Source organism: Chryseobacterium antibioticum (assembly GCF_012927325.1).
In the GTDB taxonomy this organism is placed as follows: Bacteria; Bacteroidota; Bacteroidia; order Flavobacteriales; family Weeksellaceae; genus Chryseobacterium; species Chryseobacterium antibioticum.
The window spans coordinates 66,430-79,327 of record NZ_JABBGI010000002.1 but is presented as its reverse complement, the minus strand read 5'-3'; the positions used below and the strand labels follow the sequence as shown (position 1 = coordinate 79,327).

14 protein-coding genes and 1 pseudogene are annotated in these 12,898 nt (G+C 39.2%); 5 read left to right on the top strand and 10 right to left on the bottom strand.

The window, feature by feature from the left end; translation table 11 throughout:
• Positions 1-235: 235 nt before the first annotated feature.
• Entirely contained in the window at positions 236-838 is a 603-nt protein-coding gene (locus HHL23_RS01895) for a DNA-3-methyladenine glycosylase (protein ID WP_169233136.1), read from the bottom strand.
• 152 nt (positions 839-990) lie between these two features.
• On the opposite strand from HHL23_RS01895, the gene HHL23_RS01890 reads away from it, so the two are divergent.
• Both HHL23_RS01890 and HHL23_RS01885 read left to right on the top strand, forming a co-directional pair.
• On the top strand, positions 991-1,344 hold the full coding sequence (locus HHL23_RS01890; RefSeq protein ID WP_169233135.1) for a hypothetical protein: 354 nt from the start codon (positions 991-993) through the stop codon (positions 1,342-1,344).
• Between the two features lie 15 nt (positions 1,345-1,359).
• Positions 1,360-1,797, top strand: coding sequence for a hypothetical protein (locus HHL23_RS01885; RefSeq protein ID WP_169233134.1), 438 nt, complete (start codon positions 1,360-1,362; stop codon positions 1,795-1,797).
• 78 nt (positions 1,798-1,875) lie between these two features.
• Here HHL23_RS01885 and HHL23_RS01880 read toward each other — a convergent pair whose 3' ends face one another.
• The 3 genes from HHL23_RS01880 to HHL23_RS01870 all read right to left on the bottom strand — a co-directional run bounded on the left by HHL23_RS01880 (position 1,876) and on the right by HHL23_RS01870 (position 3,103).
• Positions 1,876-2,442: a YciE/YciF ferroxidase family protein gene (locus HHL23_RS01880; protein WP_169233133.1), complete on the bottom strand. Its 567-nt coding sequence runs from the start codon at positions 2,440-2,442 to the stop codon at positions 1,876-1,878.
• 183 nt (positions 2,443-2,625) lie between these two features.
• Positions 2,626-2,865, bottom strand: a complete 240-nt coding sequence (locus HHL23_RS01875; RefSeq protein ID WP_169233132.1) for a hypothetical protein — start codon at positions 2,863-2,865, stop codon at positions 2,626-2,628.
• 10 nt (positions 2,866-2,875) lie between these two features.
• Positions 2,876-3,103, bottom strand: a complete 228-nt coding sequence (locus tag HHL23_RS01870) for a glutathione synthase (RefSeq protein ID WP_169233131.1) — start codon at positions 3,101-3,103, stop codon at positions 2,876-2,878.
• Between the two features lie 277 nt (positions 3,104-3,380).
• Here HHL23_RS01870 and HHL23_RS01865 point away from each other — a divergent pair.
• Positions 3,381-3,971: pseudogene (locus tag HHL23_RS01865) on the top strand (exodeoxyribonuclease III); the annotation flags it as partial.
• A 135-nt stretch (positions 3,972-4,106) separates the two neighbouring features.
• Here the strand turns inward: HHL23_RS01865 and HHL23_RS22405 are convergent.
• From HHL23_RS22405 to HHL23_RS01855, 3 genes are all read right to left on the bottom strand, one after another.
• Complete coding sequence (locus tag HHL23_RS22405) at positions 4,107-4,397, bottom strand: alpha-ketoglutarate-dependent dioxygenase AlkB family protein (RefSeq protein ID WP_317174662.1); 291 nt, start codon at positions 4,395-4,397, stop codon at positions 4,107-4,109.
• A 66-nt stretch (positions 4,398-4,463) separates the two neighbouring features.
• Positions 4,464-4,718 carry an alpha-ketoglutarate-dependent dioxygenase AlkB family protein gene (locus HHL23_RS22400; protein WP_228464554.1) on the bottom strand — a complete coding sequence of 85 codons (255 nt, stop codon included), beginning with the start codon at positions 4,716-4,718 and terminating at the stop codon, positions 4,464-4,466.
• 22 nt (positions 4,719-4,740) lie between these two features.
• Positions 4,741-5,523 (bottom strand): XRE family transcriptional regulator, encoded by a 783-nt coding sequence (locus tag HHL23_RS01855; RefSeq protein ID WP_169233130.1) that lies wholly within the window; start codon positions 5,521-5,523, stop codon positions 4,741-4,743.
• 440 nt (positions 5,524-5,963) lie between these two features.
• On the opposite strand from HHL23_RS01855, the gene dinB reads away from it, so the two are divergent.
• Entirely contained in the window at positions 5,964-7,109 is a 1,146-nt protein-coding gene (gene dinB / locus HHL23_RS01850) for a DNA polymerase IV (RefSeq protein WP_169233129.1), read from the top strand.
• A 21-nt stretch (positions 7,110-7,130) separates the two neighbouring features.
• Positions 7,131-10,184: a DNA polymerase III subunit alpha gene (locus HHL23_RS01845; protein ID WP_169233128.1), complete on the top strand. Its 3,054-nt coding sequence runs from the start codon at positions 7,131-7,133 to the stop codon at positions 10,182-10,184.
• Between the two features lie 78 nt (positions 10,185-10,262).
• Here HHL23_RS01845 and pdxR read toward each other — a convergent pair whose 3' ends face one another.
• From pdxR to HHL23_RS01830, 3 genes are all read right to left on the bottom strand, one after another.
• Positions 10,263-11,726, bottom strand: coding sequence for a MocR-like pyridoxine biosynthesis transcription factor PdxR (gene pdxR, locus HHL23_RS01840; RefSeq protein WP_169233127.1), 1,464 nt, complete (start codon positions 11,724-11,726; stop codon positions 10,263-10,265).
• Between the two features lie 136 nt (positions 11,727-11,862).
• Positions 11,863-12,306 (bottom strand): carboxymuconolactone decarboxylase family protein, encoded by a 444-nt coding sequence (locus tag HHL23_RS01835; protein ID WP_169233126.1) that lies wholly within the window; start codon positions 12,304-12,306, stop codon positions 11,863-11,865.
• A 66-nt stretch (positions 12,307-12,372) separates the two neighbouring features.
• Positions 12,373-12,819, bottom strand: a complete 447-nt coding sequence (locus HHL23_RS01830; protein WP_169233125.1) for a DoxX family protein — start codon at positions 12,817-12,819, stop codon at positions 12,373-12,375.
• Positions 12,820-12,898: the final 79 nt, after the last annotated feature.

Sequence of the window (12,898 nt, the reverse complement as noted above, 5' to 3'; positions counted from 1 at the left end):
TGAGTAAGGGTAGGACTAATGCTGTAAAACTCAGTTAGAGGTTACATCCGGAAATATTTTATAGTTATAAATTCTACATTAAAATTACTAAGACCATCCACACGAAGCTATTACCCAAAAGGGTAATTTTTAAGAACCTGAAAAAAGTAGTTTTTAACAGGAAAAGTATGATTGTATAGGAAAGAAAATCAATTATTGAAAAATGGAAAAGTTGAGAAAAGAAGAGTGGGTACTGTTAAGATCTGGGCTTGCTTACATATTTGTTTCCTTTAACGTAAAAACGCCATGGCAGCAAAGCATCTTCCTGAGCATAGGCCACTCCGATCCGCGGTCCTGCCACAATCTCTTCAGGAAAATATCTGATCCCGTGATCTTCAATCCATATTTCGTTTTCAGTCAGATCTTTTTTATTAAAAGAACGGTCAATACCTAAAGCTTTAGCGGCTGAACCCGGCCCGGATGATATAGCAGCTTTATCCGACGGCATATTCCGTCTGAGTTCCATGATTTCTTTGCCAACTAAAGGCTCTACAGCGCGTATCAGTACTGCATGAGGTTCGCTTTCAACAGAGGTTACAATATTAAACAGATGGTGAATTCCATAGCACAGATAAACATAAGAAATACCACCTTGATGGTACAATGTTTCAGTACGCTCCGTACGGCGTCCTCCATATGCATGGGAAGCTTTATCCACTATCCCGAAATAGGCTTCGGTTTCTACAATTATGCCTGCTGTACTATCACCGTTGATCTCCGTGAAAAGTACTTTTCCCAAAAGATCTTTGGCCAGAAACACGACATCTTGATTCAGATAATAAGAAAGAGGCAGCTTCAAGTTTTTTATGTATTTGCAGTTTGAGGTAAACAAAGTTAAACATCTGATATTGATTAACGGCTATCATGAGTTGCCTAAAAAATAGAAATGGGTATAAAAGTTTTCGTTTGAAATAATTACCTTAGATATAGTATTGATATTAAATAATATATATGGACAGTTATGACTTTTCAGATGAATCAGAACCGGATACAACAACGTTTGGATATAGGATAGCAAATCTTGTCGCAGATCAATTGCAGAGCGGTAAGATTCTGGGGTATGCCCATCGTGATTATTGCGGAATGGGCATGAAAGTAAATGAAGATCAGCAGTTTTTATATGGAGAATTATACGACGGTGAATTTCATGTTCCAACTCTTTTTGAAACCCGGGACTTATTTATCACCTGGCTTTCTGCACAATCTACAGAATCATTGGCACGTTTGGATGCTGATGAATTCTATCAAAAAAATCAGGTCATTACAAGAAAACGGTTGTTGGAATTTATAGGCTGCTCAAATTAATCATCTAAACTTCTTATGAAAATATCAAATATCTTAGAGGTGAAAAGTTATAAAAGAAGACTGCAATATATTGGAGTATCCATAATATGTGGGTCCTTTTTTCTTATTGGCTGCAAACCCGATACTTCAAAAAAGACAGTATACCAAACAGAAGCCCTTTGCTGGAAAGATCTCAGGATTGGCGAACTTCCTCCACAGGGAGCCTATGACGGTATTGATAGTCTGGTGAAAAAATGGAATTTATGCTATGAAAGAATAGAAACCGGATGTGAAGTCACCGACAGCATTACCCAATTGCAAAAACAGTATGAACGTTCCAATACCATTTATTTCAAAAGTCTTGAAAAAAAGTTGGGGAAGAGCTGGAAACTGCAGTTTGACAGAGAACTTCATTTATTGGACAGCATCAACTGGATAAAAATCAATAGGAAAATAGACCGCCTGAATCAATAATCAAACAATACTGGTTTTTAATACAATCAAAAAAGAGACCCGTTTCCAGATCTCTTTTGTACTTATATATCGATAATGCTATTTTGCTTTGCTGTTAATAGCTGTGTCGGCTATTTTTGTCAGCAATGCATCACATTTTTTCTCTTCGGAAAGTGTGGCCAACAGGTTATTAAGACAGTCTTTTTCTTTAAGAACTTTAGCATAAGCAGCCAATGATCCGTAAGTGGCAATTTCATAATGTTCCACTTTCTGAGAAGCGGTAACAATACCTGCATCTCTTACTGCTCCCGGTTCAGTTTCCTCCATAATGCTTTTTCCTTCATCCAGTAACCCCTGCATTGCATCACATTTTTTAGCCTGAGTTTTTTTCCCTATTGAAGCGAAACATTCTTCCAGTCTTTTTACATGAACCTTGGTTTCGTTAAAATGTTTTTCAATAGCTGCTTTCAGTTTTTTATCCGTCGCATTTTTGTGCATTTTAGGAAGAGCCTTTACAAGCGCTTTTTCTGCCCAGTAAATGTCTTTCAGTGAATCTTCAAACAAATCTTTCAGCTGTTTGGCGGCATCTTTTTTAGCCGGAGTTTTACCCGCTTTTTTCGCCACAGTTTTCGACACAGTCTTTTTTGCTGTTTTTTTTGTTTCCATAATAATTATAATTTAGTGATTAATGTTTAATAGCTGCAATTATAAGACCAGCTTACAGTTTCGGGTACTGATGTGGTAGGTGATATGAATATTCTAAATATCATTTTGGACCAGATTAGTCGCAATAAAAAGGTAAGACCCTAGTTTTATTAATACCTGACGTGGAAGAAGGTATTGATTCTATTATTCACCTTCTTCTTCTGTTTCTTTCCTGAAACTTACCATCTCATACTCATCATTGGAGGCGTATTTTTTGCAGCTGTTATCGTTAAAGTCCTCAGGATTTTTCGAAAATTCTTCGATGTACTTTGCACTTTCGCCGGTATCAGAAGGCGTTATGATGATATGGTAACTTTGCAGTACGGATTCATCCGCCTTTTCTAAAGCTTCTTTTTTGTATTGTAAGGCTTCACTGTATTTCATAGGATATTTTTTAGTTTTCAAAAATCAATCTGCCATCAAAAGGTTCGCTCCATTTTATAAAGATACGGTCATTCAATCTGGTAATAATAGCCTGAATGGTTTCAAACTCTCCATTTTCTTTTTTCCTTTCAATGGTTAAATTGGATCCCTGACCAATTTCTTCAATACTATATTCCAGCTGATACTGATTTTCATTATTCAATACGAATTCTGCTTTTGTGAAATTTTTATTTAACATGGTACAAGATTTTATTTTTTAATCTAATGAATAAATTATGCCAATATCAACCGGCTTATTATTTAATCTGAGTTAAGTTTAAAAAAATCAAGATTAAAGATCCTGCAGGTTAGTATTGAACTTATTATCTCTGATAGGTACAGTAGAGTTTGATGAAGTAATATTCAATACGATGGAATAATTATTGCCGTGAAAAATACGTATACAGCCTTTTAAATATGAAAATAGCAACCTATAATGTGAACGGAATCAACGGCCGTTTGCCCGTATTATTACAGTGGCTGAAAGAAGCTCAGCCGGAATTGTCTGTCTTCAGGAATTAAAAGCTCCGCAGGAACGGTTTCCTGTAAAAGAAATCAATACAGCAGGATGTCAGGCCATATGGAAAGGACAGAAAAGCTGGAATGGGGTAGCTATACTTGCAAAAGATCTCGAGATCACAGAAGTTCAGAATGCTTTACCCGGAGATGCAGAAGATCTTCAGAGCCGTTATATTGAAGCTATCATTGATCAAATGGTGATATGCTGCCTGTATCTGCCCAACGGAAATCCTTATCCGGGACCCAAATTTGACTATAAATTAGACTGGATCAAACGTCTAAAAAAGCGAACGAACCAACTGATCAAAATGGACCTTCCCGCCATAATCATTGGTGATTTCAATATTATTCCGGAACCTGTGGATGTTTACAAACCCGAGCGTTGGGAAAATGATGCATTATACAGAACAGAAGTCAGAAAAGCGTATAGAGAATTATTGAATAAAGGCTGGCTTGATTCTATACGCAAACTCTATCCTAATGAAACGGTTTATACCTTCTGGGATTACCTTTACAAAGCATATGATCGTAATGCAGGCATCAGACTGGACCACATTCTGTTAAGCCCTTATCTGCATTCAAGCCTACAGTCGGGGGGGGTGTCGACAGCCATGTCCGTGGCTGGACGAAAAGCAGTGATCATGCCCCTGTCTGGATTCAATTGGAGAAATAAATATCCATCCCTATACTTCTTTAACCAACCGGAACGTAAGATTAATCCGTGGTTTCATCATTTTTACAGACTTGGCAATGCGGTGTTCCCAATTCAACTGCAAATCACTCTTCATGATCAGCAGCGACCCATGTTGAAGCGATAAACTGTACTTGCTACGGTGGTCATCTACTTTCCGAAAATCAAAATTCCTAACCTGTCCAAGGCTTACAGAAGCTATGACAGGACGATTCCCCAATTCGCTTTCTTTGTCCCGATGCCATGCCACAGAGTCATTGCCGTCTCGGTATAAATTCAGCAGTACAGAATTAAACCGGTATCCGGATGATTTTTCTATCCGCTCTTTTAAAGTTAATAATTCGGGCAGCTAAGGATTGACATTAAAATCATTTCCACCCAGTTTGTAGGTTCTGCTTTCATCTCCATACCAGGCTGTAAGCCGCGGGGTTAAAACCATTTTATCATACATTTTCTGGGTTCTCTGCTTCCAGGGAGCTACACGAATCAGAAGTTCCTCGAGTTGAGAAGCTTCATGTTCCGGCAGAAAATGTTCAGTATATTCCAGCAGTTCTTTTGGAAACCTGAAGAATTCTTCTGAATCAAATAAACTTAGCTGGTCCATTGCCTATTATACTTTAGAATGATTAAGATTTCCGGCGCCCTGAAACTTTTCGGTCCAGATCTTTGATGTCTTGTTTCAGCTCCCGGAACATTTCTTTAAAATTATAGCTTTCATAATCACCCGGCTCAAAATCTTCCGGAAAAATTCCCGAAGCGTACTGCCAGATCTCTACAATCTCGTTAAACGGAATATCATAAGGCTCATAGAAAGAATTATCAGCACTTACGCAAACTGTATTTCCTTTTATTTCCTTAAAACGTTTGTAGGTAATCCCATCATTTAAGGTGATGAAAACATAGGTTTTTCCCGGTTTCAGTTCACTGATTCCTTCTACATATTTTCCTACAATATACGAACCGTTTCTGAATGGCGGCATAGAGTCTCCATCTGCGGGAAAAGCCCTGTATTTGCCATTCGTAAGGAAGGGTAGGGCAATTCTCTGCAGGCTTTCGATATAACCGACATCACTATAACCTTCAAGATATCCCATGGATGCTTTTTGTGGAATAATCTCAATCGTATCATTTCCAAGATGATCTACCGCTACAGGAAGAACAATTCTGTTGTCCGGAAGTTTCAGCATTTCTTCCATCGGGTATTTGCGGATGTCTACAGATACCAGAAGATCAATACTAACGTGAAAATATTTGGATATTTTTACAAGCAGTTCAATAGGTGGTTCGGATACTCCGTTTTCATACTTGGAATACCGCACACGGGAAATCACCAGTTCAGTGGCTACAGATTGCTGGGAGAGGTTTCTCTTTCCTCTCAAAAAACGAATATTATTTGAAAAAATTGACATTGATACGAAATATATCAACAAAAATACAAATTATGATTCAAAATTCCGGGTCATTGTAAGCAAATAAGCCTTGTTATCCCCGATTAATTCTGAAAATTACTCGTTTTAAGCATTTTATCTTAAAAAAGTTTCATTGAACTTAATGGTATTAAAATAGAATCTGCCCAATCTGCGAGAGTCATGATTTTATTTCCCGCAGATTTCACAAATTGAGCAGATGCTTGCACTTAAATTACTAATGAACTTGATAAGAATTAAAATAAGAATCTGTGTGATCAGAATAATTTGGGAGAAATCATTTTAGCCGTTTATTAAAACACTTTACCTGATCCTGTGTTCATAGGAAGGAAACCCTTATCATCTCTCATAAAATAAATATTGATACAAAATATATCAAATAAAATACAAAGTTTGATTCAAAACATATCTAATTTTGTATCATGGAACGTGCGATTGTACATATGGACCTGGATACATTTTTTGTATCCTGTGAGCGTCTTGTCAATTCTAAATTTAAAGGAATCCCCCTGATCATCGGAGGTGGAGACAGAGGCGTTGTGGCCTCATGTTCCTATGAAGCACGTCATTTCGGGGTACGCTCTGCCATGCCGATCAGAATGGCACTCAGACTCTGTCCGGATGCTAAAGTGGTCCGCGGAGATCATGAACTATATTCCAGACTTTCGCATACTGTAACCGATATTATCCAGGAGAAGGTACCGTTGATGGAGAAAGCAAGCATTGACGAATTCTACCTGGATCTCTCCGGAATGGATAAATTTTTCGGATGCTACAAATGGACCGATGAAATTGCTTCTGCCGTCACCAGAGAAACCGGACTTCCGATAAGTTTTGCATTATCCTCCAATAAAACCGTTTCCAAAATAGGAACCGGAGAAGCCAAACCCGGAAAAATGGAAATTAAACTACAGGAAGTCCAACCTTTCCTTAATCCTTTATCCATTAAAAAAATTCCGATGGTAGGAGATAAAACCTTCCAGTTACTATCCCGGGTAGGAATCCGTACCATTCAAACCTTATCTGAAATGCCGGTACTGGCTCTTCAGCAAATGATCGGGCAGAACGGCAGTGAACTGTGGAAAAAAGCCAATGGAATTGATGAAAATCCTGTAATCCCTTATTCTGAAAGAAAATCAATATCCACAGAACGAACTTTTACTTCAGATACTATGGATATCCCGGAACTAAAAAGGTTAATATCCGGAATGGCTGAACAACTGGCGTATCAGCTTAGAAAAGAAAAGTGGCTGACTTCCACCGTGGCCGTGAAGATCCGCTACGCTAATTTTGATACCGAAACCAAACAGTCCAGAGTTGCCTATACATCTGCAGATCACACTTTGTCCAGGGTTGCTTTGGACCTGTTTAATAAAGCATATACCCGAAGAATGAGACTCCGCCTAGTTGGATTACGTTTTACAGGGTTGGTTCATGGCAGCCATCAGATGAATCTCTTTGAAGATACGGAAGAACAGATGAGTCTTTATCAGGCCATGGATGATCTCAAAAACCGTTTTGGCTCCGATGCGGTAGGCCGGGCTTCCGGGTTTGATTTCGGAAAATAACCATCAAAAAATCTGCAGATTATGTTTCTCAACTGTCATTCCTATCACAGCCTCCGTTACGGAACCTTATCGGTGAAAGAATTGGTTGCCCAGGCAAAAACGCTTGGCATTAAAGAGCTGGTGCTCACAGATATCAATACGGTTACCGGTATTTATGAATTTAAAAAAGAATGTGGAGACAAGGGAATCAAACCCATTGCCGGGGTGGAAATCAGGAAAGACAGCAGACTTCTTTATATTACAGTTGCTAAAGAATTCAGTGGTATAGGAGAGGTGAACAGGATGATCACAGACTATAATTGCGATGGCAAAGACTTGTGTGAAACGGCCCCTGAATTCGATAATGTACTGGTCATTTATCCGATTGGAAATATCCCTGAAGTTCTGAAAAACAATGAATTCATTGGAATCCGGGAAGAAGAACTGACGCTTCTTGTCCGCCCCGAACTTCAGAAAATGATTTCCAGAATGGTGGTCCTTCAACCGATTACCTTCAGTACCAAAGAAGAATATCATCTTCACCGAATCCTCAGAGCTATTGATCATAATACACTGCTTAGCAAACTTGACGAAACTGATATATGCCGGAAATCTGAATATGTAAGGGCTGAGAAAAGCATTCTGGAAGCATTTCAGAGATATCCTGAAATCATTGAGAATACAAAAAACATTTTTAGCTGCTGCAGTTTTGAATTTGATTTTAAAAAGGTCAGAAATAAACTAAATTTTACAAAATCAAGAGAAAATGATCTGAAATTTTTGACCAGACTTGCTTATTTAGGCTTGGAAAAACGCTATGGTTTAGATCATGAAGAGGCCAGGAAAAGGGTAGAAAAAGAACTCAAAGTAATCCATGAGCTTAAATTCTGCTCTTACTTTCTTATCACTTGGGACATCATCCGTTACAGCAACAGGATGGGGTTTATGCATGTAGGACGTGGGAGCGGGGCTAATTCAATAGTCAGTTACTGTTTGGGTATTACCGATATCTGCCCCCTGGAACTGGATCTTTATTTTGAACGCTTTTTGAATCTTAACCGAAAAACACCACCCGATTTTGATATCGACTGGAGCTGGCAGGAGAGGGACACCATGTTACAGTATATTTTTGATCGGTACGGAAAAGAGCATGTGGCTTTCTGCGGAACCAATGTAGAATTCAAGTACAGATCGATATTCCGGGAAGTGGGAAAAGCTTTTGGATTGCCCAAAGAAGAACTTGATAACCTGGCCACTAAATCTGAAGAAACCTATGACCGAAATCCAGTAGTAGACATGGTATACAAATACGGCAAGCTGCTGGAAAAATTTCCCAACCAAAGAAGCATGCATGCCTGTGGGATCCTGATCTCTGAAGAACCCATCACAAACTTTACCGCACTGGAAATGCCACCAAAAGGATTTCCTATTGTTCAGTTTGATATGTACACCGCAGAAGATATAGGATTGGAAAAATTCGATATTCTTTCACAGAGAGGTTTAGGAACGATCAATGATACTGTGAAATTAATCAAAGAAACCAGAGGCATTACCATGGATATCCGGGATACAAGCATTTCTAAAAATGAAGCGGTTGCCAATGAACATCTGGCTCAAGGGAAAACCATCGGATGCTTTTATATAGAATCTCCTGCGATGCGCGGACTTTTAAGAAGATTAAAATGCGGAGATTACAGAACGTTGGTAGCCGCTTCATCCATCATCAGACCCGGAGTGGCGCAGAGCGGTATGATGCGTGAATATATTTTCCGGCATAATCACCCCGATCAATTTGAATATTTTCATTCGGTGTTTGAAGAGCATTTGAAAGAAACCTATGGCATTATGGTGTATCAGGAAGATGTGATTAAAATTGCCCAGTATTTTGGAGGATTATCCTTAGCGGACGGAGATATTCTGCGCAGAGCCATGAGTGGAAAAGGCCGTTCGATTGAAAAGCTTCAGGAGGTAAAGGCGAATTTCTTTGCATCCTGTAAAGGCAAGGGACATTCCGAGTTGCTGGCTGCTGAAGCCTACCGGCAGATTGAATCATTTGCGGGCTATTCTTTCTGTAAGGCACATTCAGCTTCGTATGCGGTAGAAAGCTATCAGAGTCTTTATCTGAAGGTGTATTATCCGCTGGAATTCATGGTTTCTGTTATTAATAATCAGGGAGGATTTTACAGAACGGAGGTTTATATTCATGAGGCCAGAATGTCCGGAGCATGTGTTCAGACTCCCTGTGTGAATACCAGTGGATACCAGACGGTATTGAGAGGAAAAGATATTTATCTCGGATTCATGCTTCTGCAGGGACTTGAAAACAGATTAGCGCATGGAATTGCTGAAGAGCGGGATAGAAACGGAGATTACCAATCACTGGAAGACTTTATCCGCCGTATTCCTGTTGGCATTGAAACGATGCAGACCCTTATTTTTATCGGAGCATTCCGTTTTACAGGTCAACCGAAGAACGAACTTTTGGTAGAAGCCAGACTGCTGCTGATCAATTTTAAAACTGAAAACAGAGGCCTGCTGCTGATTGAGGAACCTGTCCAGGAATACAAACTCCCACAACTGAAGCGGGAAGATTTTGAAGATGCTTTTGATGAAATTGAGATCATCGGGTTTCCCGTTTCCTGTAGTCCGTTTGACCTGCTAAAGACTTCATACAGGGGATCAGTATTTGTAAAAGATCTGGTCATCCATCATAAGAAGCAGGTGAAAATGATGGCCTATCTGATCTCCAGAAAGCATGTTCCGACCAAAAAAGGAACCATGTATTTCGGTACCTGGATCGATGTGAACGGAGATTATTTTGATAGCGCCCATTTTCCGGACAGCCTGAGTGAATATCCGTTTCAGGGCGGGGGATGTTATCTGCTGCTGGGAACTGTGGAAGTGGATTATCATTTTCCGACCGTCACCATTCACAAAATGGCCAAAATGCCCATGATTCCTGATCCAAGATATGCTTACGACAAAGATAAACAGTATGATATTCACCGGCAGATCAAAGAAGATGTGAGCATGACCTCAAGAAAACCTTATCCGCAGGCGCATGAGATTGGACTACCTAGGCAGAAATTCCAGTAAAAAAGACTGCTCCAATTGGACAGTCTTTCTTTTTATTTTTCCTTAAGATCTTTATTGATCTGCTTTTTGCAAAAGCAGTTAAATTATTTTCCTTAATAATTCTAATGATTTCTCGATCTCATTTTCATTAAGTGATGCGAAGCCGAGCCTGAGCCCATTCGGGATAAAAATCTCATTATTATAGAAAGATCCGTCGGCAATTTTAAGTCCCTTTTTTCCTGCATCCCATGAGAGTTTCGGAAGGCTGATTGATTGATCAAAAACTGACCAGACCGCCATTCCGCCTTCGGGAATTTTAAAGTCAATCACATCATTAAAATTACTTTGCAGAATCTCACAAAACAGATCTCTACGGGATTTATATATTTTCAGGGATTTTCTAAAGTGTCTTTCCATTTCTCCGTTATCAAACAAGGAAGAAAAAGCTTCTTCCAGAAGAGAATCTCCCTGTTTGTCTATCAGTTGACGCAAAGATGCTGCTGCCGTTACAAATTCCGGCTGGGCAATCATAAATCCTGTACGTAGTGCAGGGGCAAATGTTTTGGTGATAGATCCTATATAAATCACATTCCGGTTGTGGTCTATACTGGCAAGAGGGATATAAGGTTTTGCATTGTAATGAAAATCAAAGTCATAATCATCTTCAATGATTGCAAACCGATATTCCTTTGCGAGTTTCAGCAGCTTAAGCCTGCGTTCCATGCTCATGGTAACTGTGGTGGGAAAATGGTGATGCGGAATGATATAAACTGCTTTAACGGGCTTTTTCTTTAGCATCACTTCTAAAAAATCAATGTCCATACCATATCCGTCTACCGGAATGCGGAGCAGATTGGCTCCAACATACCTGAATATTTCATCCGCAGAACGATAATTGGACACCCCTACAGCAATATTATCAGATTTTGTAAGTAAAAGCTGTGCTGCCAGATAAATTCCCATCTGACTCCCTTTTGTAATGAGAAGGTTTTCAGGGTTTACACTAAGCCCACGGGTATTGGACAGGTAACGAGTTAGTGCTGAACGAAGATTTTCAGAGCCTTTGGGAAATCCGTACTTGAGAAAATTTTTTCCATAGAATTTTTTTGAAATACTCCGGTATTCTCTCATTAGAAGGTCTACCGGTGTTAAGCGGACGTCCGGAAAACCATCATCAATAGTGAGAACAGACTCTTGGTAATTCTCATTGATCTGTATTTCCGGAAAAGGATTGATCCATGAAAATGCTTCAGCTGAGGAATCTACTGATGCGTCAGAATTTGTTTTTTTCTTTTCTGGAAGGACAGGAAGTTTTGAAAGCACAAAAATACCTTTCCTTTCTACAGACTCAGCCCAGCCCTGACTGATAAGCTCTTCATAGGCGAGTTTTATCGTATTCCTGTTGAGCCCTGTCAATTCCGAGAGTAGGCGGGTACTGGGTAAAACATCTGACGATTGAAGGCTACCATTGGTGATAAGATTTATAAAACTGTTGCATAACTGAATATACAGCGCAACACTTGAATCTCTCTTGAGTTGTATTAGTGATTTGTAAGGTAACATTCGGGTTGCTTATTTTTTGATGTAACAAGAGTTTCATTAAATCTATAACAAAATTAAATAGTAATCAAAAGATACAAATGAAAAAACTGTCCTGCTATCAGGACAGTCGTTATGGTAAATTATTAATTTTTACTGCTTACTGATACTGTGCAGGCACCAGCAAAGTGGTAATACCTATTCTGTTCCAGGCATTGATGGTGATTATAGCGAGGATAACCTGCGCCAAATAGGTTTCTCCCAATATATTTTCTGCAGCGGTGTAAGTTTCGTCTTTCACATGATTGCTAATCAGTGTAACTTCCTCCGTAAGGGCAAGGATAGCACGTTCTTCTTTTGTGAAAAAAGGAGTATCGCGCCATGCATTAAGTGCATAGATACGCTGTTCCGTTTCACCAGCCTTGCGAGCTTCTTTGGTGTGCATATCAATGCAGAACGCACATCCGTTGATCTGAGATGCTCTGATTTTAATCAGGTCTTTATGGGTCCCTGTAAGAGGGGTGCTTTCGATAAATTTTTCAAGTCCGAGGATTGCTTTGTAACCATTGGATTCTATCTGATCCATTTTAATTCTTGTTGCCATTTTATGATCTGTTTATTTTATTTTTTAATTTAATTCTGACTTTCTTATACAGTAAGGAAAGTGTTTTTACTTTGTTTTATTGTTCAAAAGATTATCAATACTCCATTTATAATTAGGGATGAAGGAGAGCAGAAAACCGGCTGCTGAAGCCGTAAACACACCGTAGTTAACTGGCTTTTGAATTCCTACCGAAAGCGTCATAAATACAATGAAGGTCAGCGTAATGAGTGAGGCACCTATAGCAGCATATTTGGTTTTAAAGCCTATGATCAGGCAAATACCTACAAGTAATTCGCCTATTGTAGCGATACTTCCCATTACATTGACTATGGATCTTTCAAAAACCGGCATCAGTGTGGTGGTATAATCAATAAAGTTGCTCCAGTTTCCCCATTCGATGTTTCCGGTTCCCGGGGCTCCCAGTATTCCAAGTCTGTCTGCGACAGGAGTTAAAAACGTAATTCCTAGTGCATATCTTAAAAGTAACTGTGGAATCTTAAATGAATCTTCCATAAATCTTGTTTTTCTGAGCACAAAACTATAAAGAATCTGAGCCACTTTAATGACCCAGTTTTATTAAATTAGATGGCCC